17 protein-coding genes are annotated in these 20829 nt (G+C 72.9%); 11 read left to right on the top strand and 6 right to left on the bottom strand.

Going from position 1 to position 20829, the window contains the following annotated elements; all coding sequences use genetic code 11:
• Positions 1-58: 58 nt before the first annotated feature.
• Together EDD40_RS14415 and EDD40_RS14410 are read left to right on the top strand one after the other, a co-directional pair.
• The gene (locus tag EDD40_RS14415) at positions 59-964 is read left to right on the top strand and encodes an alpha/beta hydrolase (protein ID WP_170185075.1); all 906 of its coding nucleotides are present in this window, start codon (positions 59-61) and stop codon (positions 962-964) included.
• Complete coding sequence (locus EDD40_RS14410) at positions 964-2127, top strand: MFS transporter (RefSeq protein WP_123748017.1); 1164 nt, start codon at positions 964-966, stop codon at positions 2125-2127. Before EDD40_RS14415 ends, EDD40_RS14410 begins: the two co-directional genes overlap by 1 nt.
• Here EDD40_RS14410 and add read toward each other — a convergent pair.
• Positions 2084-3085, bottom strand: a complete 1002-nt coding sequence (gene add, locus EDD40_RS14405; protein WP_123743360.1) for an adenosine deaminase — start codon at positions 3083-3085, stop codon at positions 2084-2086. The two genes, EDD40_RS14410 and add, sit on opposite strands and share 44 nt — an antisense overlap.
• A gap of 159 nt (positions 3086-3244) precedes the next feature.
• Between add and EDD40_RS14400 the strand changes: the two genes are divergently transcribed.
• The 4 genes from EDD40_RS14400 to EDD40_RS14385 all read left to right on the top strand — a co-directional run bounded on the left by EDD40_RS14400 (position 3245) and on the right by EDD40_RS14385 (position 7733).
• Positions 3245-5092, top strand: a complete 1848-nt coding sequence (locus EDD40_RS14400; RefSeq protein WP_123743359.1) for a Xaa-Pro dipeptidyl-peptidase — start codon at positions 3245-3247, stop codon at positions 5090-5092.
• 92 nt (positions 5093-5184) lie between these two features.
• Positions 5185-5697 (top strand): M23 family metallopeptidase, encoded by a 513-nt coding sequence (locus EDD40_RS14395; RefSeq protein ID WP_123743358.1) that lies wholly within the window; start codon positions 5185-5187, stop codon positions 5695-5697.
• Between the two features lie 129 nt (positions 5698-5826).
• Complete coding sequence (locus EDD40_RS14390; RefSeq protein WP_123743357.1) at positions 5827-6591, top strand: M23 family metallopeptidase; 765 nt, start codon at positions 5827-5829, stop codon at positions 6589-6591.
• 116 nt (positions 6592-6707) lie between these two features.
• Positions 6708-7733 (top strand): DUF4192 domain-containing protein, encoded by a 1026-nt coding sequence (locus EDD40_RS14385; protein WP_123743356.1) that lies wholly within the window; start codon positions 6708-6710, stop codon positions 7731-7733.
• Between the two features lie 602 nt (positions 7734-8335).
• Here EDD40_RS14385 and EDD40_RS14380 read toward each other — a convergent pair.
• Genes EDD40_RS14380 through EDD40_RS14365 form a run of 4 tightly spaced genes read right to left on the bottom strand, consistent with a single transcriptional unit; the run spans position 8336 to position 13226 of the window.
• On the bottom strand, positions 8336-10387 hold the full coding sequence (locus EDD40_RS14380) for an alpha/beta hydrolase family protein (RefSeq protein WP_123748016.1): 2052 nt from the start codon (positions 10385-10387) through the stop codon (positions 8336-8338).
• On the bottom strand, positions 10387-11349 hold the full coding sequence (gene galE / locus EDD40_RS14375; protein WP_123743355.1) for a UDP-glucose 4-epimerase GalE: 963 nt from the start codon (positions 11347-11349) through the stop codon (positions 10387-10389). Before galE ends, EDD40_RS14380 begins: the two co-directional genes overlap by 1 nt.
• A gap of 27 nt (positions 11350-11376) precedes the next feature.
• Complete coding sequence (gene galK, locus EDD40_RS14370) at positions 11377-12537, bottom strand: galactokinase (protein ID WP_123743354.1); 1161 nt, start codon at positions 12535-12537, stop codon at positions 11377-11379.
• Positions 12534-13226: an iron-dependent transcriptional repressor DtxR gene (locus EDD40_RS14365; protein ID WP_123743353.1), complete on the bottom strand. Its 693-nt coding sequence runs from the start codon at positions 13224-13226 to the stop codon at positions 12534-12536. Before EDD40_RS14365 ends, galK begins: the two co-directional genes overlap by 4 nt.
• A gap of 61 nt (positions 13227-13287) precedes the next feature.
• Here EDD40_RS14365 and EDD40_RS14360 point away from each other — a divergent pair, with 61 nt between their 5' ends.
• On the top strand, positions 13288-14154 hold the full coding sequence (locus tag EDD40_RS14360) for a sulfurtransferase (protein ID WP_123743352.1): 867 nt from the start codon (positions 13288-13290) through the stop codon (positions 14152-14154).
• Between the two features lie 49 nt (positions 14155-14203).
• Here the strand turns inward: EDD40_RS14360 and EDD40_RS14355 are convergent, their stop codons facing one another.
• Positions 14204-14821 carry a DUF3558 domain-containing protein gene (locus EDD40_RS14355; RefSeq protein ID WP_123743351.1) on the bottom strand — a complete coding sequence of 206 codons (618 nt, stop codon included), beginning with the start codon at positions 14819-14821 and terminating at the stop codon, positions 14204-14206.
• A 163-nt stretch (positions 14822-14984) separates the two neighbouring features.
• On the opposite strand from EDD40_RS14355, the gene EDD40_RS14350 reads away from it, so the two are divergent.
• The 4 genes from EDD40_RS14350 to EDD40_RS14335 all read left to right on the top strand — a co-directional run bounded on the left by EDD40_RS14350 (position 14985) and on the right by EDD40_RS14335 (position 20651).
• Positions 14985-16160 carry an acetoin utilization protein AcuC gene (locus tag EDD40_RS14350; RefSeq protein ID WP_123743350.1) on the top strand — a complete coding sequence of 392 codons (1176 nt, stop codon included), beginning with the start codon at positions 14985-14987 and terminating at the stop codon, positions 16158-16160.
• Positions 16161-16166: 6 nt separating this feature from the next.
• A complete protein-coding gene (locus EDD40_RS14345; RefSeq protein ID WP_123743349.1) occupies positions 16167-18848 on the top strand; it encodes a bifunctional acetate--CoA ligase family protein/GNAT family N-acetyltransferase in 2682 nt (893 codons plus the stop codon).
• 136 nt (positions 18849-18984) lie between these two features.
• On the top strand, positions 18985-19818 hold the full coding sequence (locus EDD40_RS14340; protein ID WP_123743348.1) for a glutamate ABC transporter substrate-binding protein: 834 nt from the start codon (positions 18985-18987) through the stop codon (positions 19816-19818).
• Positions 19819-19877: 59 nt separating this feature from the next.
• On the top strand, positions 19878-20651 hold the full coding sequence (locus EDD40_RS14335) for a GntR family transcriptional regulator (protein ID WP_123743347.1): 774 nt from the start codon (positions 19878-19880) through the stop codon (positions 20649-20651).
• Positions 20652-20829: the final 178 nt, after the last annotated feature.

Raw genomic sequence — 20829 nt, 5'->3', positions numbered from 1 at the left:
GCCTGCGAGAAAGAACATGCCTTGGACTTATCCATGCTGGTCATCCGATGATCGGTCCATGGCATTGACCGAACAGGCCCAAGCGGTGCTGGCGAAGCTCGCGGGCGCGCCCGCGCTGGAGGAGCTGACCGTCTTCGAGGCGCGCCAGGCGCAGTGGGGGTTCCTGGCGTTCCAGGGCCCACCGGAGCCGGTGGCACGCGTCGCGCACCTCTTCGTGCCCGGCCCGACGGCCGACCTGCCCGCGCGCATCTACTACCCGGAGGGCGACGGGCCGTTCCCGGCGATCGCGTTCCTGCACGGCAGCGGCTGGGTGACGTGCAACCTCGACGTCTACGACGTGGCGTTGCGCGCGCTGGCCGTCGCCACCGGGCACGCGGTGTTCGCGGTGAACTACCAGAAGGCGCCGGAGCACCCGTTCCCCGTGCCGCTGGACGACTCCTACGCGGCCACGGCGTGGCTGTTCGAGCACGCGGCGTCGGTGGACGTCGACCCGACGAGGATCGGGGTCATGGGCGACAGCGCGGGCGGCAACCTCGCCGCCGCCGTGGCGCTCAAGGCCCGCGGGACGCTCGACCTGGCGTTCCAGGTGTTGGTGGCGCCGGCGCTGGACGTCGACTTCACCACCCGGTCCTACGTGGATCACGCGACGGGTTTCGCGCTGTCGACCGGGACGATGCGGTGGTTCTGGGAGCAGTACCTCGGGTCGTCCCCGGTCTCCGGCCTCGCCGCGCCGTTGCGGGCACCGGAGGTGGGCGGGCTGCCGCCCGCGTTCGTGGCCATCGCCGGGCACGACCCCGTGCGCGACGACGGCGAGCGGTACGCGGCCCGGTTGGCGGCGGCCGGCGTGCCGGTGCGGCTGCGGGAGTTCGAGGGCACGATCCACCCGTTCCTGCTGATGGACGGGGTGCTCGACGAGTACCGCGTGCTGCTGGGCGAGCTGCGCACCTGGCTCGGTGCCCGGTGATGCCGCCCGCGCTGCTCGCGCTGGCCGTCGGGGCGTTCGGCATCGGCACCACGGAGTTCGTGATCGTCGGCCTGCTGCCGCAGGTGGCGGGCGATCTGGGGGTGTCGATCCCGTCCGCCGGGCTCTTGGTCTCCGGGTACGCGCTGAGCGTCGTGGTCGGCGCGCCGCTGATCACCGCGGGCGGGTCGCGGCTGCCGCGCAAGCAGCTGCTGGTCGGCCTGATGGCGCTGTTCATCCTCGGCAACCTGGTGTGCGCGGTGGCCGACGACTACGCGTTGCTGATGGTGGGCCGGGTCGTCGCCGCGCTGTGCCACGGCGCGTTCTTCGGTGTCGGGTCCGTGGTGGCGGCCGGGTTGGTCGCGCCGGACCGGCGGGCGCGGGCGATCGCGATGATGTTCACCGGCCTGACCGCCGCGAACGTGCTGGGCGTGCCGGCGGGCACGGCGCTGGGCCAGGAGCTCGGCTGGCGGTCGACGTTCTGGGCGGTGACCGCGCTGGGCGTGGCCGGGCTGGTGGGGATCGTCGCGCTGGTGCCGCCGCAGCCCGCGTCGACCGGGCTGCGCGGCGAGCTGGCGGTGTTCCGGCGACCGGGGGTGTGGCTCGCGCTGGTGACGACGGCGCTCGGGTTCGGCGCGGTGTTCGCGTCGTTCACCTACGTCGCGCCGATGATGACGGAGGTGGCCGGGTTCTCGCCGGGCGCGGTGACGTGGCTGCTGGTGCTGTTCGGGGTCGGGCTGTTCGTGGGGAACGTGGTCGGCGGGCGGGCGGCGGACCGCCGCCTGATGCCCAGTCTGTACGCGTTCCTGGGCGCGCTCGTGGTGGTGCTGGTGGTGTTCGCGTTCACCGCCCAGTGGGCCGTGCCGGCGGCGATCACGATCGCGGTGTTCGGCGTGTTCGGGTTCGCGACCGTGGCGCCCTTGCAGGCGAGGGTGTTGGAGCAGGCGTCGGGCGCGCCCGCGCTGGCGTCGGCGGCGAACATCGCCGCGTTCAACCTCGGCAACGCGGCGGGCGCGTGGCTGGGCGGCGCGGCGATCGACGCCGGGTACGGCTACACCGCGCCCAACTGGGTGGGCGCGGCGCTGGCGTTGGCCGGTCTCGGGGTGGCGGTGGCGAGCGGGGTCAGCGATCGAGCGCGTCGATCTCGGCCAGCAGCGACCGTTTGAGGCCCTCGGACGCGAAGCTGGCCCGCACCCCGGTGCGGGCCAGCTCCGCGAGCTCACCCCGGCCGAGGCCGAACGCCTCGTGGCACAGCAGGTACTCGCGGTCCAGGTCGGTGTGGAACATGCCGGGGTCGTCCGTGGCCAGGGTGACCGGCACGCCCGCGTCGAGCAGCGTCGGCAGCGGGTGCTCCGCGATGTCCTTGACGGCGCCCGTGCGCAGGTTCGACGTGGGGCAGACCTCCAGGGTGATCCGCTCGGCGGCCAGCCGGCGCAGCAGCTCCGGGTCGGCCGCCGCGTTGACGCCGTGGCCGATCCGCTCGGCGTGCAGCTCGTCCAGGGCTTCGCGGACCTGGTCGGGGCCGGTGGTCTCGCCCGCGTGGGGCACGCAGTGCAGGCCCGCGTCCCGGGCGACGGCGAACGCCTCCCGGAACGCCCGCCGCGGCGCGTCCGCCTCGAACCCGCCGAGCCCGAAGCCGACGGTGCCCGGCGGGCGGTGGGTGACGGCGTACCGCGCGCTGGTCAGGCCGAAGTCGCGGTCCCAGAGGCCGGGGATGTCGAACACCCACGCCAGCTCGACCCCGTGCTCGGCCAACGCCTGCTCGCGGCTGGTGGCGAGCGCCTCGTCCAGCTCCTGCGGCGCGATGCCCGCGCGCAGGTGGCTGGTCGCGCTCACGGTCACCTCGGCGTAGCGGACGTTGCGCCGCGCCTGCTCCTCGGCCAGGCCCAGGACCAGCGCGGCGACGTCGTCGCCCGTGGTGACCAGGTCGTTCACCGCCGCGTAGACGTCGATGAAGTGGCCGAAGTCGGTGAACTCGTAGAACCGGAGCAGGTCGGCCTCGTCGGTCGGGACCCCGTGCTGCGGGTGCCGGCGGGCGAGGGTGAGGACGGTGGCGGGGGAGGCTGACCCGACGAGGTGGACGTGCAACTCCACTTTGGGCAGCGCGGCGATGAAGTCACGCATGGCGCGGGCGAGTCTGCACAGGTCTCCGCCGCTGGTCAAGGGGCCGTTCGTCGGGTCTTCCCGGCTTGTCCACTGTGGACTTTGGGCACCCTTGACAGGTGTTGTGGCGCGAGGGATGGTCAGCCCGAAACCTGTCCTACACATGATGGGGGTTCGGTCGTGAAGGGTGCACGGAGAGCCGCGGTGCTCGCCGCTCTGGTGACGTTGCCGCTGGGGCTGACGCCCGCGGTGGCCGGCGCCGTCGCGGAAGGCCCGGTGTTCGTCGGAGGCGAGGCGCAACCCGTCTTCGACCCGAAGGACGTGGTCCGCGAGAGCCTGTGGGTGCGCGCGCCGGTCGACAGCGACCGCGACGGGCACGACGACGAGGTCTACACCGAGGTGGTGCGCCAGAAGGCCACCGACCGCGGCCTGAAGGTCCCGGTGGTGTTCTTCAACAGCCCGTACTTCTCCGGCGGCAACGACGTGGCCAACCACGACGTCGACGTGGAGCTGTACGTGCCGAACCGGCGCGGCGGGTACGACAAGCGGGACGGCTCGCTGCTCAAGGCGGAGGCCGACGAGCGGATCGCCGCCGCCGTCGGGCCCAACCCGGCCCCGATCCGGTCCGGGCGCTACGAGGACTACTTCGTCTCCCGCGGCTTCGCCATGGTCTACGCCGAGTCGCTGGGCACCGGCCAGTCCACCGGCTGCCCCACCTCGGGCGGGCACAACGAGACCGTCGGCTCGAAGTCCGTGGTCGACTGGCTCAACGGCCGCGCCACCGCGCGCGACGCGGCGGGCGCGCCGGTCACGGCGGGCTGGAGCACCGGCAAGGTCGCGATGATGGGCGTGTCCTACAACGGCACCCTGCCCAACGCCGTCGCCGCCACCGGGGTCGAGGGCCTGGAGGCCATCGTGCCCATCGCCGCCATCTCCAGCTGGTACGACTACTACCGGGCCGACGGCGCGGTGGTCGCGCCCGGCACGTTCCAGGGCGAGGACCTGGACGTGCTGGCGGAGTACGTCTACACGCGCGCGGACCGGGAGGTCTGCAAGCCGGTGATCGCCGACGTGGCGGCCAGGCAGGACCGCGTGACCGGTGACTACAGCGAGTTCTGGGACGAGCGCAACTACGTCAAGGACGCGTCGAAGGTGCGGGCCGCGGTGCTGGCCGTGCACGGGTTGAGCGACTGGAACGTGAAGCTCAAGCACGTCTCGCAGTGGTACGACGCGCTGCGGCGGCACGGCGTGGAGCACAAGATCTGGCTGCACCAGTCCGGGCACACCGACCCGGACACGCTGCGGTCGGTCGAGTGGCGGCGCACGATCAACCGCTGGTTCAGCCACTACCTGTACGGCGTCGACAACGGCGTCGAGCGCGAGCCCAAGGCGACGATCCAGCGCGAGGACAAGACCACGTGGGTGGACGAGGCCGACTGGCCCGCCCCCGGCACGTCGACCGCCCGGCTGCACCCGTGGGCGGGCGGCTCGACCAAGGGCGCGCTGCGGTTCGAGCCGGTGCCCGGCAGGGCCGTGGTCGAGTCGTTGCGCGACGACTCGTCCAAGCTCGCCGAGGACCTGATCGACCTGCCCGGTTCCGGCAACCGGCTGTCGTACACGACGAAGCCGACCGCCTCGCCGCTGCGGTTCTCCGGCGTGGCCCGGGTGGACCTGGCGATCTCGTTCGACCGGCCGGCGGCCAACGTGACCGCGTTGCTGGTGGACCGGGCGCCGGACGGCACGTCGCACGTGATCACCCGGGGGTGGACCGACCCGCAGAACCGGGTGTCGCCGTCGCGGACGAAGCCGGTGGAGCCGGGCAAGCAGTACCGGGTCGAGGTCGAGCTGGAGCCGAACGACTACGTGGTCCCGTCTGGTCACCGCGTCGAGTTCGTGCTGATCTCTTCTGACCACGACTACACGCTGCGGCCGGACCCGGGCGCGGGGCTGTCGGTCGACCTGAACTCGACGGTCGTGGAACTCCCCGTGGTCGGGGGCCTCGCCGCGTTGCGCCGATCGGTTGGTTAGAAAGTACTTAACGAAGCGTCTACTTTGAAAGTCTTCCACTTGCGGGTGCGGTTGTGGTCGGATCTGCGCCACAGTCGTCAAGGAGGTGGCAGATGAGTCGAACCCGGCGCGCTCTGGTCACGGCACTGGTGGCGCCGCTGGTCGGCCTCGCCCTCACGCAGGGCGAGGCCGCCGCGGCGCCCGGGTTCCAGATGCCGTTCCCGTGCAACCAGGTCTGGTCTGGTCAGACCCGGACCGCGCACAGCCCGGCCAACGCCGTCGACTTCAACCGGACCGACGACGTCGGCGACCCGGTGGTGGCGTCGGCGGCGGGCACGGTGACGCGGGTGGAGAACGAGGGGAGCACCAGCTACGGCCGGTGGATCGAGATCGGTCACGGCGGCGGGTGGCGCACCCGGTACGCGCACCTGTCCGTGCAGCGGGTGAGCGTCGGCCAGGCCGTGTCCAAGGGTCAGCGCATCGGCGACGTCGGCACGACCGGCGGCTCGACCGGCCCGCACCTCCACTTCGAGCAGCGGCTCGACGGGGTCGCGCAGAAGGTCGTGTTCAACGGCTCGCAGATCCTCTACTGGGGCACGCGCAACTACACCAGCCGCAACTGCTGAGTGGTCGATTCTTCGCTGCTCCGTTCGGTTGGTTAGGAACTAATTCACTAACTCAATACCTGGTAAGTCTTCCACTAAGACGGTCGGGCGTGGTCGGATGATCACCCTTAGTCGTCAAGGAGGTGGCAGATGAGCCGACGTGTGTTCGTCACGGCCTTGGTGGCGCCGCTGATCGGCCTCGTCCTCACGCAGGGCGAGGCCGCGGCGGCGCCGACCTTCCAGATGCCGTTCCCGTGCAACCAGGTGTGGGAAGGCCAGACCCGCACCAACCACAGCCCCGCGAACTCGGTCGACTTCAACCGGGCCAACGACGACGGCGACCCGGTGGTCGCGTCGGCGGCGGGCAGCGTGACGAGGGTCGCGAACGAGGGCAGCACGAGCTACGGGCGGTGGGTCGAGATCGACCACGGCGGTGGCTGGCGCACCCGGTACGCGCACCTGTCCGCGCAGAGCGTGTCCGTCGGGCAGTCCGTGCGGATCGGCCAGCGGGTCGGCAGCGTGGGGACAACCGGCGGGTCCACCGGGCCGCACCTGCACTACGAGCAGCGGCTCAACGGCGTCGACCAGAAGATCAAGTTCAACGGGACGCAGATCTACTACTGGGGCACGCGCAGCTACACCAGCCGCAACTCGTGCGGCACCAGCGGGGTGACCGGCACCGTCGGCACCGACAGCGGCGCCGCCGTGACCATCCGGTCCGGCCCCGGCACGCAGTACGCGGCCGTCGGCTCGGTGGCGAGCGGCGCGACGGTGACGATCAGCTGCCAGACGCAGGGCGAGACGATCACCGGCAAGTACGGCACCACCAACCTGTGGGACAAGATCGGGTCGGGGTACATCTCCGACGCGTACGTGTACACAGGATCGGACGGTCAAGTAGCACCGAGCTGCTGAGTTCCCGCAGGTCGCCGGCCGCTCCCGCCTTCCGCGGGAGCGGCCTTTTCCGAGTTGTCCACAGTTCGCGGATCGCCGCCGGCGCGCCCAGGGGGTCCCGGGCCAAGGTCGGACCCATGACGAAGCTGCTTCCCTCGACCCGCCTGCGCGACCCGGGCGACCTGATCGCCGCCGTGCCGCACCTGCTCGGCTTCCACCCGTCCGACTCGGTGGTGGTGCTGGTGGTGAGCGACTACGACGTGACCATGACGCTGCGCGTCGACCTGCCGCCGGCGGGCGTGCCGCACCGCGTGACCGACCGGCTCACCGCGCCGCTGGCCAGGTGCCGGGGTGACGACGCGGTGGTGGTGGTCATCGGCGGCGGGTCGAGCGACCCGCCCGAGGACCTGCCGCACGACGCGCTGGTGGACGAGCTGGAGGACGCCCTCCACGAGGCCGACGTGCCGCTGCTGCTGGCGGTGTGGACGCGTGCGACGGCGAAGGGCGAGCGCTGGTTCGACTACCACGACGTCGGCACCTCGGGCGTCGTGCCGGACCCGTCGAGCTCGGCGCTCGCCGCGGCCTCGGCCGCGGAGGGCCACGTCACCTACGGCAGCCGTGAGGCGATGAGCGCCGTGCTGGTCCCGGACCCGCCGGACGCACTGTCCCGCCGCTCCACCCTCCTCAACCGCCTGGCCGCCGACGACCCGGCGCCGGACGACGAGACCGTGCCCCGACGCGACCGCGACCTGATCCACGCGGAGGTGCTGCGCGCGGCCACCCGCAAACGCCCGCTGACCGACGAGGAGGTGGCCGACCTGGCGCACGCCCTGTCGAACCCGTTGACGAGGGACTCCGCCCTGGCCTACTGCGTCGGCGAGCACGCCTCGGGCGCCGAGGCCCTGTGGACCGAGCTGACCCGGGCGAGCCCCGTCCCGGAACGGGCGGAACCGGCCACCCTGCTCGCCTTCTCCGCCTACGTCCGGGGCAACGGCACCCTGGCCCTCCTCGCCCTGGACCGCGCCGAGGAGGCGAACCCGAACCACCGCCTGACGGAACTGCTCCGCGCCGCCCTCGCGGGAGGCCTGCCCCCAACCCAGATCCGCCACCTGGCCGAACAAGTCGCCGCCACCGACTGGACCACCCCGCCAACCGCCCCCTGACCGCCAACCACCCCCGTAACCACTCACCTCTCACCCCACCGGCCTCCCCACCGGCCTCTCACTCGCCCCCACCGGCCTCTCACTCGCCGCCCTCACCCCGCCGGCCTCAAAGCCTCCGCCACCAGCCCACCGCCACCGCCGGTGCGCACCGCCCGCCATCCGCCACCGACCGCACCCGCCGACTGCCGCCCACCGCCCGCCGCCCGCCGCCCGCCGCCCGCCGCCGACCACTACCCACACCAGAGACCGCTGTCCGCCACCCGCCGCTGCCGACCGCTACCCACGACCGACTACCGACTACCGACCACGGCCGTCGACACTGCTATCCGCCGGCCATCGCGCCGAGCGCCGACCGCCGCCGGCCACCGCCTCCGACTGCCGACCGCCGCCACCGACCGGCACCCCCGCCGACCGCCGCCGGTCATCTGCCTGCCGATCGCCAACCACTCTCCGGCTGGTGCCACTCGCGCCAACCACCCGTCACCCGCCGGTGGTGGCCGCCGCCCCCGACCCGCCGGCCCAGCCCGACCGACACACCGAGCGCCGAGCACCCGCAGCCGGCCATCCGCCAGAGTCGAGGTTCCCCGTGCCCGACCGTCCGCCTAGATCAGTTCCGGTCGCCGCCAAGGTTCGCCGAGCACGTGCTCCGCCAAGAAGGCGAAGATCGTCTCGTACCAGACCTTGGCGTTGCCCGGCGTGAGGATCCAGTGGTTCTCGCTCGGGAAGTACAAGAACTTCGCCGGCACGCCGTGCCGCACGAGGTCGAAGTAGAGGCGTTGACCCTCGCCGATCGGGACCCGGTAGTCCTTGTCGCCGTGGATCACCAGCATCGGCGTCTTGACGTCCGCCACCCGCAGGTGGGGCGAGTTCGCCCGCACGCTGTCCTGCTGCCGCAGCGGGTCGCCCATCTCGCGGATCCAGTAGTACGAGTCGTCGGTGGTGCCGGTGAACGCGTCCAAGTGCCACAACGACGCGTGCGTCACGATCGCCTTGAACCGGTCGGTCTGCGTGGCGATCCAGTTCGCCATGTACCCGCCGAACGACCCGCCCATGGCGGCCGTGCGCGAGTCGTCGATGTCGTCCCGCCGCTCCACCACGTCGGTGATCGCCATCAGGTCCGTGTACGGCTTGCCGCCCCACGAACCCCACCCGGCGCGCACGAAGTCGTACCCGTACCCGGTCGACAGCGCCGGGTCCGGCAGCAGCACCGCGTAACCCCGCGCCGCCATCAGCCACGGGTTCCAGCGCCAGCTCCACCCGCTCCAGCTCATCACCGGACCGCCGTGCACCCACAGCAGCATCGGCGCGGGCTGCTCGGCCGACGCGCCGTTCGGCAGCACCAGCCACGCCCGCACGGCCCGGCCGTCCTCGACCACCGTCTCGACCTCGGTCAACGTCCCCGGCACCGACTCCACCGCGCCGGGCGCGGGCAGTGGCACGGCGACCTGGTCCACACCGGACGACGACAGCCGCACGGGCTGCGGCGGGTGGTCCCACGCGCTGCGCAACGCGTACACCGACGCGCCGTCGGGGCTGACCCGCACATCGGTGTACGCGCCGGACGCGGTCAGCTTCACCACCGAGCCGGACGCCAGGTCGAGCTTCCAGATCGGCTGGTGACCCCGGTGGCTGCTGGTGAAGTACACCGCGTCACCGGCCGGGCTCACCACCGGGTGGTCGGGCTCCTCGGCGAAGTCCGCCGCCAGCTCCTCGACCGCCCCGGACTCCAGGTCGACGCGCACCAACGTGTTCGTCCACGGCAGGTCCTCGGTGGAGTCGAACGCGCGCACCGCGATCACACCCGACGAGTCCGGCAGGAACACCGGCTGCAGGAACGAGTGCCCGTCCAGCTCCGCCAGCACCCGGTCGGTGGCGCCGTCGGTCGACGTCAGCCGCAGCCGCACCCGTTGGCCGTACGCCGCGCTCACCACGACACCTTCGGTGCGCACGACCCACCGGCCGTCCGGGCTGATCGCGGGCGAGTCGTCCAGCCGCGCCGCGGCGCCGGGCGTCAGGTCCACCAGCTCCGACGACGGGTCGACGCGATCGCGGTCCACCCCGACCGGCGACGTGGTCGCCAGCAGCCGGGGGAAGCTCGGCCCGAGGTCGGCGTCCCAGTACCGCACCGGGTACGACTCGTGCAGGATCGCGGTCACCCCGGCGTCCTCGCGGGCCTTGCGGTGCTCCGCGTCGCGCTCGCCGAACGTCGCGCCCGGGTGCGCGCCCGACGCGAGCAGCACCGTGCCCGCGTCCCGCGCCACCGCGAACTCCGACACCCCGCCGGCCGGGCGGCACAGCTCGCGGGCCTCGCCGACGGGCGGCAGCAGCCACAGCGCCGCCTTGTCCTTCGAGTCGCGGTCGGCCGGCTTGGCCTCCTGGTCGGGCCGCGCGGAGAGGAACAGCACCGCGCCGTCCGGCGTGAACGCGGGCGCCGACTCGCCCTTCGCGCCCCGCGTCAACCGCCGCGCGGGACGTTCGCCTGCCGGGTCGACCTCCCACAGCGCGCCCTGCCACGCCTTGCCGTCCGGCGAGAGCGTCGCCACCACCGTGACCAGCCGCGTGCCGTCCGGGGACAGCGCCAGCGACGAGATCCGCGGCATCTCCGTGAACGAGGTCAGGTCCCCGAACCCGGCCTCGGTGATCTTGCCTGCCATCACGCCCCCTGCTGTGACCGGGTGAAGTCCCACGCGTCGCGCACGATGCCGGCCAGGTCCACCCGCTCGGGCTTCCAGCCCAGCTCGGTGCGGGCCTTCTCGCTGGAGGCCACGAGCACCGCCGGGTCGCCCGCCCGGCGCGGCGCGACGTCGGCCGGGATCGGGTGGCCGGTCACCTCGCGGCAGGCGTCGATGACCTGCTTGACCGAGAAACCGAGGCCGTTGCCCAGGTTGTAGACGCGGTGCTCGCCCGTCGTCGCGTGCGCCAGCGCCCGCAGGTGCGCGTCGGCCAGGTCGACGACGTGGATGTAGTCGCGCACGCACGTGCCGTCGTCGGTGGGCCAGTCGTCGCCGTACACCTGCACCCGCTCACGGCGACCGGACGCGACCTGGAGCACGATCGGGATCAGGTGCGTCTCCACGCCGTGCCGCTCGCCGAACCGCCCGTACGCGCCCGCCACGTTGAAGTAGCGCAGCGACACGGCGGCCAGGCCGTGCGCGGCGGCGTAGGAGGTGATCGCGTGGTCGATCGCGAGCTTGGTCGCGCCGTAGGGGTTGGTGGGGCGCGTCGGCGCGGTCTCCGCGATCGGCACCTGCTCCGGCTCGCCGTAGGTCGCGGCGGTGGAGGAGAACACCAGCCGGGGCGTGCCGTGCGCGCGCATCGCGTCGAGCAGCCGCAGCGACGTCACCACGTTGCCCTGCCAGTACTTCGCCGGGTCCTGCATGGACTCGCCGACCAGCGACTTGGCCGCGAAGTGCAGCACACCGTCGAACCCCTCGGCGAGCACCTCGCCGATCGCGTCGTCGATGCCCGCCTCGACCAGCCGCACGCCGTCCGGCACCGCGTCCGCGTGCCCGGTGGACAGGTCGTCCAGCACGACCACCTCGTGCCCGGACTCGACCAGCCTGGCCGCGCAGACGCTGCCCACGTACCCGGCGCCGCCCGTGACGAGCAACTTCACCCTGAATCCCCGCTTTCGACCAGTCCGTCAGTGATCCCGGCCGGCGCCCGCGGAGGGCACGGCCGGGAAAGTCCTCGGTGTCGTCCAGCCGCGCCCGGCGAACGCGGCGAGCACCCGCCGCACCACCTCGTCGTGCCGTTCGACGGGCACCAGCGCGATCGCCGACCCGCCGAAACCGCCGCCGGTCATCCGCGCGCCCGACGCGCCCGCCTCCTTCGCCGCGTCCACCGCGACGTCCAGCTCGGGCGCGGACACCTGGTAGTCGTCGCGCAGCGACGCGTGGGAGGCGTCCAGCAGCGGCCCCAGCTCCGCCAACCGGCCGGCGCGCAGCAGCTCGACGGCCGCCAGCACCCGGTCGTTCTCGGTCACCACGTGCCGCACCAGCGGGCGCAGCTGTTCGGGCAACCGGGCCAGCGCGTCGGCCAACCCGTCGACGTCGACGTCCCGCAGCGCGGGCACGCCCAGGAGCGACGCGGCCTCCTCGCAGCCCGCGCGCCGGGCGCCGTAGCCGCCGTCGGTGTGCGAGTGGCTCGCCCGCGTGTCGATCACCAGCACTTCCAGGCCGTGCTCGGCGGCGTCGAACGGCACCTGCTCGGCCTCGAACGACCGCACGTCCAGGAACAGCACGTGCGCCTCGGTGCAGCACAGCGACGCGGTCTGGTCGAGCAGACCGGTGGGCGCGCCGACGAAGTCGTTCTCCGCGCGCTGCACCCAGCGCGCGATCCGCGGCAGGTCGTCGGCCGCGCGCCCGGCCAGCCCGAGCAGCGCCAACGCCACCGCGCACTCCAGCGCGTGCGACGAGGACAGGCCCGCGCCCGCCGGCACGTCGCCCGCGATCACCAGGTCCGCCCCGCCGGTCAGGCCCTGCTCGCGCAGCGACCAGGCGACACCCGCCGGGTACGCCGCCCAGCCGCCGACCGCGCCGGGCTCCAGGTCGGCGACCAGCACCGGCGCGGCCTGCTGCACCACGCCGTCGTCACCCACCGTGGCCACGCGCAGCCGGCCGTCGTCACGCGCCGACGCGGCCACCGCGGTCCGGTGGGGCAGCGCGAACGGCAGGACGAAACCGTCGTTGTAGTCGGTGTGCTCCCCGATCAGGTTCACCCGGCCGGGTGCCGACCAGACACCGCTGGGCTCGGCGCCGTGCAGCCGGGTGAACGCGGCGACCGCGCGCCGCGTCGGGCTCACCGGGCCTGCACCAGGACGGCGTGCGCCACGGCGGGGTCAAGCTCGGCGACCGTGCCGTTGCCGCGCACCTGGATCACCTTCGCGCCGCCGAGCGAGTCGACCTCGACCGTGCCGCCCGGCACCACGCCGGCGGCCTTCAGCTCGGCCATCAGGTCCTCGTCGAGCTGCACGTGCTCGGCGATCCGGCGCACCTCGACGTGGCCGCCGCCGCGGCGGGCCACCTCGTCGATCCGCACCAGGTCCGCCTCGGCGGGCGGGGCGGGCTCGCCGTCGCCCAGCTTGTCCAGCCCGGGGATGGGGTTGCCGTAGGGCGAGGTGGTGGGGTTGCCGAGGAGCTTGACGAGCTTGCGTTCGACGGCCTCGCTCATGACGTGCTCCCAGCGGCACGCCTCGCTGTGCACGTGCTCCCACTCCAGGCCGATGATGTCGACCAGGAGGCGCTCGGCGAGCCGGTGCTTCCGCATGACCGCGATGGCCAGGTTGCGGCCCTGCTCGGTCAGCTCGAGGTGCCGGTCGTCGGCCACGACGACCAGGCCGTCGCGCTCCATCCGGCCGACCGTCTGGCTCACCGTCGGACCGCTCTGGCCCAGCCGCTCGGCGATGCGCGCGCGCAGGGGCACCACGCCTTCTTCTTCGAGCTCGTAGATCGTGCGGAGGTACATCTCGGTGGTGTCGATGAGGTCGTTCACACCCGCTCCCCTTCGTATGGCGTCAATGCTAGTCGGCCGGTCACGGGTGCAGGATGGTGCCGTGCATCCACTGATCAGCACCGAAGCCCTTGCCTCCGCGCTGAACGGCGCCGAACCACCGGTCGTGCTCGACGTCCGGTGGCGTTTGGGAGGACCACCGGGACGTCAAGACTACGAGGTCGGACACGTTCCCGGTGCCGTCTACGTCGACCTCGACACGGAGCTGTCCTCGCCGCCCGGCGCCGGTGGCCGCCACCCGCTGCCCGACCCGGCGGCGCTCCAGGCCGTGCTGCGGGCCGCCGGTGTCCGGCGAGATCACCCGGTCGTGGCATACGACGGTGGTGACGGCTCCGTCGCCGCGCGCGCCTGGTGGCTGCTGCGGTGGGCCGGTCACCCGGAGGTGGCGGTGTTGGACGGCGGCTTCGCGGCGTGGACCGCCGAGGGCCGTCCGGTCGACGCGGGCACGCCGTCCCCTGTTCCCGGCGACGTGGTCGTGACGCCCGGCGGCATGCCCGTGCTGGACGCCGACGGGGCCGCCGCGTTCACCGGCACGGGCACGTTGCTCGACGCCCGGGCCCCCGAGCGCTACCGGGGCGAGACCGAGCCGGTCGACCCGCGCGCCGGGCACATCCCGGGCGCGCTGAACGCGCCGACCTCCGGCCACACCTCCGCCGGCCGCTGGCTGCCCGCCGCCGCGCTGGCCGAGCGCTTCGAGGCCATCGGCGTCTCGCCCGACCGCCCGGTCGCGGCCTACTGCGGGTCGGGTGTCACGGCGTCGTCCGTGGTCCTGGCCCTGGAGGTGGCCGGCATCACCGCACCCGACCGCCCCGCGCCGCTCTACGCGGGCTCCTGGTCCCAGTGGTCCTCGGACCCCGCCCGACCTGTGTCCGATTGCCGCTCCTCCGCAGACGGCGGCCCGGTCGCTTGAACGTCGACGCGACCTCGCGGGGCCACCTGCGGAGCAGGGGCGGTCGAACTCAAGCGTTGGGGATCTTCTCGAAGCCCTTGGTGGCGAGCTTGAGCGCGATCTGGCACGGGTCGATCTCGTCGATCGGCGTCACGGTGGCCTGGAACGCGGGGGTGATCTCGTCCGGGTCGTCGGTCAGCATGACCAGCACCGTGCAGTCGCCGCCCTTCTCCTTCACCTCGTACGCGGTGTTGCCGCCGACCTCGATGGTCCGCGCCTCGCCCTCGTACTCGGCGAACGTGACCATGAACAGCACGACCGAGAACGGGTCCTCGGTGCTCTGCACGCAGCCCTTCTCGCCGCCCTTCGTCGCGCCGACGGCGGCGGCCACGTCCTCGGGGGTGAGGATGTCGCAGTCCTCGTAGCCCTCGGTCTTCTTCTTCGTCGTGATCTTCACGTCGCCGGAGGGCTTCTCGGCCTCGGTGGTCTTCGGCTCGCCCGCCTTGCTGGAGGTCTTGGGCGAGGACGTCTTGGTCGACGACGGCTTGCCGGAGGCGGTCTTCTCCCCGGTCGACCCACCCGCCGCGGCGACCGGGCTGCCGGAGACCGTGGTGGCGCAGGCAGACAGGCCGAGCGTGAGCGCCATGGCCAGCGCAGCGGTCAGGGCGGGGACTCGTCGCAGGTGCATGTCTTCTCTGACCCCGTTCCGACGTGCGGGGTTCCATCCTCGATGGCCGCAATCCTGGCCCGCGTCGTCTCGGCAGACTCTAAGTCCACCGGGGACCTCCGCACGCCCGGGTCGACCAACCTGTGATCACACCACCGCGTGCCTGGTGGGTTAGGTTGCCGACATGGGTACGGGAGCCGCCGTCGTCTGGGACGAGTCCTTCCTCGCTTACGACCTGGGCGGGGACCACCCGCTCAACCCCGTGCGACTGGACCTGACCGTCCGGCTGGCGACCGCGCTCGGCGTGCTGGACGGTGTGGCGCTCATCGCGCCCGACCCGGCGACCGACGACGAGATCGAACGCGCGCACGAGCCGTCCTACCTCAACGCCGTGCGGGCCGCGCCGATGGCCGGCTGGGACGTCGGCCACGGTCTCGGCACCCCGGACAACCCGGTGTTCGACCGGATGCACGAGGCGTCCGCGCTGGTCGTCGGCGGTTCGCTGGCCGCCGCCCGGCGGATCGCCTCGGGCGAGGCGGACCGGGCGGTGAGCATCGCGGGCGGGCTGCACCACGCCATGCGCGACCACGCGGCCGGGTTCTGCGTCTACAACGACTGCGCCGTGGCCATCTCGTGGCTGCTGGACAACGGCTTCGACCGGATCGCCTACGTCGACACCGACGTGCACCACGGCGACGGGGTGCAGGCCGCGTTCCACGACGACCCGCGCGTGCTCACCGTCTCGATCCACCAGAGCCCGCTGAGCCTCTGGCCGGGTACCGGGCGGCCCGCCGAGGTGGGCGGCGCGGGCGCGGAGGGCGCCAGCGTGAACCTGGCCCTGCCGCCCGGCACCGGCGACCGGGGCTGGCTGCGCGCGTTCGAGGCCACCGTCCCGTCCCTGCTGCGGGCGTTCCGGCCGCAGCTGCTGGTCACGCAGTGCGGCGTGGACACGCACCGCGAGGACCCGCTGGCCGACCTCGCGCTCACCGTGGACGGCCACCGCGCCATCTACCGGCGCCTGCGCGAGCTGGCCGCGGACACCGCCGACGGCCGCTGGCTGGCGCTGGGCGGCGGCGGGTACGAGCTGCTGCGCGTGGTGCCCCGCAGCTGGACGCACCTGCTGGCCACCGTGCTGGACCGGGACGTGGACCCGAACACGCCGCTGCCCGCCGACTGGGTCGCCCACGCCTCGACCCTGGCGCCGGACCGGCCGCTGCCGACGTCCATGACCGACGGCTCCGACACCGCGTTCGAGCCGTGGGGCGGCCAGCTCGACACCCCGGTCGACCGGGCGCTCGTCGAAACCCGGCGAGCGGTGTTCCCGCTGCACGGCCTGGACCCCGACGACCCGAGGGACTGACAGCCCGTGGACCCGTTCGACTACCCGAGGCACTGGGAGGCCGACGTCGTGCTCAGCGACGGCGGCACGGTCCACCTGCGCCCGATCACGCCCGACGACGCGGAGAAGCTGCTCGCGTTCCACGGCAGGCTGTCCGAGCGGACCCGCTACTACCGCTACTTCGGCCCCTACCCGCGGATGCCCAAGCGGGACCTCGAACGCTTCAGCACGGTCGACCACGCCGACCGGGTCGCGTTCACCGCGCTGCTCGGCGACGACATCGTGGCCGTCGGCCGCTACGACCGCCTCGGCGGAGCTCCCGGCTCCGCCGGGGGGAACTCGGCCGAGGTCGCGTTCGTGGTCGAGGACGCCCACCAGGGCCGCGGCCTCGGCTCGATCCTGCTGGAGCACCTCGCCGCCGCCGCGCGGGAACGCGGGCTGAGCCGGTTCACCGCCGAGGTGCTGGCGGAGAACGGCCAGATGGTGCGGATCTTCCGGGACGCGGGCTACGGCGTGAGCCGCGCGTTCGAGGAGGGCGTGGTGCACCTGGAGTTCGACATCGACCCGACCGAGGAGTCGGTCGAGGTGGCCCGCGCCCGCGAGCAGGCCGCCGAGGCGCGCAGCGTGCACAACCTGCTGCACCCGAGGTCGATCGCGGTGATCGGCGCGTCCACCGACCGGACCAAGATCGGCCACGCGGTCCTGACGCACCTGCTCGCCGCCGACTTCGCCGGGCCGGTCTACCCGGTGAACGCCGAGCACCGCTCCGTGCGCGGGGTGCGCGCCTACCCGTCGGTGCTGGAGATCCCCGACGACGTGGACCTCGCCGTGGTCGCGGTGCCCGCCGCCAGCGTCGACGAGGTGATGGACGCCTGCCTGGCCAAGGGCGTGAAAGCGCTGGTCGTGGTCACGTCCGGGTTCGGCGAGACCGGGCCGGGCGGGTTGAGCGCGGAACGCAGGCTCGCCGCCGAGGCCCGCGCGCACGGCATGCGGGTGGTCGGCCCGAACGCGCTGGGCGTGCTGAACACCGACGCGGGCGTGCGCCTCAACGCCACCCTCGCGCCGGACCTCCCGGCCCGCGGCCGCACCGGGTTCTTCTGCCAGTCCGGCGCGCTGGGCACCGCGATCCTGGCCACGGCCGCCGACCGGGGCCTCGGCCTGTCCACGTTCGTCTCCGCGGGCAACCGCTCGGACGTCTCCGGCAACGACCTGCTCCAGTACTGGGAGACCGACCCGGCCACCGACGTGGTGCTGCTGTACCTGGAGTCGTTCGGCAACCCGCGCAAGTTCGCCCGGCTGGCCCGCCGGCTCGGCCGCACCAAGCCGATCGTCGCGGTGAAGTCCGGTCGGCACGCGGTGACGCCCGCGTTGGCGGCGACCTCGGTGCCGGTGGACGAGTCGAGCGTGCAGGCGCTGTTCGAGCAGGCCGGCGTGATCCGGGTGGAGTCGCTGGCGCAGCTGTTCGACACCGCGCTGCTGCTCGCGCACCAGCCGCTGCCCGCCGGGCCGCGCGTCGCCGTGGTCGGCAACTCGACCGCGATCGGGCTGCTGGCGGCGGACACCGCGCTGGCCCAGGGCCTGGAACTGGCCGGCGAGCCGGTGGACGTGGGCGCGCAGGCCGGGCCCGAGGCGTTCGCGGCGGCCGTCAAGGAGGCCTTGGACAACCCGGAGGCGGACGCGCTGGTGGTCGTGTTCGTGCCGCCGCTGGCGGTGCCGGGCACGTCGTTCGCGCGCGCGTTGCGCGAGGTGGTGGAGCAGGGCGGGCGGACCAAGCCGATCGCGTCGACGTTCCTGGCCGTGGAGGGCGTGCCGGCCGAGCTGGCGGTGCCCGGTCCCGGTGGCGCGCCCGGCCGGGGTTCCGTGCCGTCCTACCCGAGCCCGGAGCGCGCTGTGCTCGCGTTGGCGCGGGTGACGCGGTACGCGCGGTGGCGGTCCGCGCCGCAGGGCACGTTCGTCCGGCCCGACGGCATCGACGCCGAAGCCGCGCACGCGATCGTGGAGGCGCAGCGGCTCGACGGCGAACGGCTGCTCGACGACGACACCGCCGAGCGGCTGCTCGCGTGCTACGGGGTCCAGGTCGTGCCGTTCCGGGTGGTGACGTCGGCGGACGACGCGGTGCTCGCGGCGGGGGAGCTGGGCTACCCGGTGGCGATGAAGTCCACCGACGACCGGTTGCGCCACCGCACCGACCTGGTCGGCGTGCGGCTGGACCTGTCCGGTGAGGAAGCCGTGCGCACGGCGTACGGGATGCTGGCCGGGATGTCCGACCGGTCGGACGTGTACGTGCAGCGCATGGCGCCCAAGGGGATCTCGTGCGTGCTGGGCCTGCAGGACGACCCGTCGTTCGGCACGCTGGTGTCGTTCGGGCTGTCGGGCCTGGTCAGCGACCTGCTGGGGGACCGGGCGTACCGGGCGGTGCCGCTGACGGACGCGGACGCGGCGGCGCTGGTGCGCGCGCCCAAGGCCGCGCCGCTGCTGGCGGGCTACCGGGGCGACGAGCCGGCGGACCTGGCCGCGTTGCAGGACCTGGTGCTGCGGCTCGCCGCGCTCGCCGAGGACCTGCCCGAGGTGCGGGAGCTGTCGCTGGAACCCGTGCTGGCCAGTGCCGCCGGCGCGTACGTCAGCAGCGCCCGGGTGACGCTGGGCCCGCCGCCGTACCGGCATGACACCGGTCCCAGGCGGCTGCGCTCACCCGGCGGCGCGCGTTAGCCCGGTCACCTGCTCGATACCCAAACGTCACCCTTGACCGATCCGGTGTCCCTTATCTTCTCCGTGGCTATGGACCAAGTCCTATGAGCCGCTTAGGTTTCCCGGCAACCCGAGGAAGCTCCCGAAAAGGGGAAGAATGGCTCTGGCACCGTTGCGCGCCCTTGTGGTGGCGTGTTCCGCCGCGCTTGTCCTCTCGTCGTGCTCCACCGGTGACGACACGACCGTCGCCGGCAAGGCGGACAGCTCCAGCAAGCTGACGATCGCCGTGGCGTACGACCAACCAGGGCTCGGCCTGCGCCGATTGGACGGCAGCTACCGCGGCTTCGACGTCGACGTGGCCCGTTACGTGGCAGGGGAACTGGGGGTCGACGAATCCGGTATCACCTTCACCGAGGCGACGCCGTCGGAACGCGAGAAGCTGCTGGTCGACGGCGCCGCGGATCTCGTCGTGTCCAGTTACTCGATCACCGACAAGCGCAAGGAGGTAATCGACTTCGTAGGCCCGTATTTCGTGGCCGGGCAGGATCTGCTCGTGCGGTTGACCGACGAGCGGATCACCGGCCCGGAATCGCTCAACTCCGGCAACCTGAAGCTGTGCTCGGTGGCCAACACCACGTCGGCGCAGTACGTGAAGGACCAGTTCGCGCAGTCCGTGCAACTGGTGGAGTACCCGAACTTCAGCGACTGCGTCACGGCGCTGCTGGCGGAGCAGGTGGACGCCATGACGACCGACGACGTGATCCTCGCCGGGTACGCCGCGCAGAACCCCGAGCTGCTGCGGGTGGTCAACCGGCCGTTCAGCAAGGAGGAGTACGGCATCGGGATGCGCCGAGGCGACCCGACCAGCAAGGCCAAGGTGACCGCGGCCGTTCGGAAGATGATCGACACCGGCGAGTGGCGCAAGTCGTTGGAGGCCAACGTGGGCGCGTCGGGTTACCCCATCCCGGACCCGCCGACGCTCGTCGGGTGATCTGCGACCCACCCCGTCAGCGGTCCGACCGGCCCGGACCGACCCGTAGGCTCGGCTGTGTGCATGCCTCGCATTACGTGCCCCAGTACCGGGCGGACGGGCCGGTCCGCGCCGGCATCCCCGAACACGGCCGCATCCCCCGCTACTACGCGGTGAAGACCGAGCTGCTGTGGCTCGTCGACGCCCTCGGCGAGGGCACGGCGCTGCCGTCGGAGCGGGAGCTGGCCGAGCGGTTCGCGGTGTCGCGGGTGACGCTGCGCCAAGCCGTCGGGGAACTGGTGCTCGAGGGCAAGCTGCAGAGCCGGCAGGGCAGCGGCACCTACGTCGCGCCGCCCAAGCTGGTGCAGCCGCTGTCGCTGCTCAGCTACACCGAGGGCATGCGCAGGCAGGGCGTCGACGCGGCGCGCAGCGTGATCACCGTCGAGCACCTGCCCGCGGACGAGGTGCTGGCGCGGGACCTGCGGATCGGGCGGGGTGACGAGGTCGTCCACCTGGAACGCGTGCTGCTGGCCGACGGCGAGCGGGTCGGGTTGGAATCGACCTACCTGTCCGCGGCGCGGTTCCCGACGCTGCTGGAGGAGCTGGACCCGACCACGTCGCTGTACGCGTGCCTGGCCGACCGCTTGGGCGTGGTGTTCGCCGAGGCCGAGGAGCGGGTGGAGACGGTCCTGGCGACGCCGCGCGAGGCGTTGCTCATCGGCACGAACCCGGCGCTGCCGATGCTGCTGCTGCACCGCGTGTCCCATGACGACGCTGGCGAGCCGATCGAACGGGTCCGCTCGCTCTTCCGGGGCGACCGGTTCAGCTTCATGGCGCGGCTGCGCGCGGAGTGAAGGTCACGCGCCGGTAACCGCGCGATGAACACTTGTCAGTCCATTGAGGACATAACAGTGGCATGTCGGTCGTCGTGACGCGGACGGGCGCGGAACGTTAGCGAATCTTTCCCGGAAACCGCCCATTGGCACCAAGTTCCGCGCACCCCGGCGGATGTACCGTGGTTGCCCTGGTACG

It is taken from the genome of Saccharothrix texasensis (genome assembly GCF_003752005.1).
Lineage (GTDB): Bacteria > Actinomycetota > Actinomycetes > Mycobacteriales > Pseudonocardiaceae > Actinosynnema > Actinosynnema texasense.
This window is presented reverse-complemented; position numbering and strand designations above follow the sequence as displayed.

What these genes read in the sequence shown, in the direction of transcription:
- EDD40_RS14415 (WP_170185075.1), top strand. Translation starts at nt 59, where the DNA reads ATGGCATTGACCGAACAGGCCCAAGCGGTGCTGGCGAAGCTCGCGGGC.
- EDD40_RS14410 (WP_123748017.1), top strand. Translation starts at nt 964, where the DNA reads ATGCCGCCCGCGCTGCTCGCGCTGGCCGTCGGGGCGTTCGGCATCGGC.
- add (WP_123743360.1), bottom strand. Translation starts at nt 3,085, where the DNA reads ATGCGTGACTTCATCGCCGCGCTGCCCAAAGTGGAGTTGCACGTCCAC.
- EDD40_RS14395 (WP_123743358.1), top strand. Translation starts at nt 5,185, where the DNA reads ATGAGTCGAACCCGGCGCGCTCTGGTCACGGCACTGGTGGCGCCGCTG.
- EDD40_RS14390 (WP_123743357.1), top strand. Translation starts at nt 5,827, where the DNA reads ATGAGCCGACGTGTGTTCGTCACGGCCTTGGTGGCGCCGCTGATCGGC.
- EDD40_RS14385 (WP_123743356.1), top strand. Translation starts at nt 6,708, where the DNA reads ATGACGAAGCTGCTTCCCTCGACCCGCCTGCGCGACCCGGGCGACCTG.
- EDD40_RS14380 (WP_123748016.1), bottom strand. Translation starts at nt 10,387, where the DNA reads ATGGCAGGCAAGATCACCGAGGCCGGGTTCGGGGACCTGACCTCGTTC.
- EDD40_RS14355 (WP_123743351.1), bottom strand. Translation starts at nt 14,821, where the DNA reads ATGCACCTGCGACGAGTCCCCGCCCTGACCGCTGCGCTGGCCATGGCG.
- EDD40_RS14350 (WP_123743350.1), top strand. Translation starts at nt 14,985, where the DNA reads ATGGGTACGGGAGCCGCCGTCGTCTGGGACGAGTCCTTCCTCGCTTAC.
- EDD40_RS14340 (WP_123743348.1), top strand. Translation starts at nt 18,985, where the DNA reads ATGGCTCTGGCACCGTTGCGCGCCCTTGTGGTGGCGTGTTCCGCCGCG.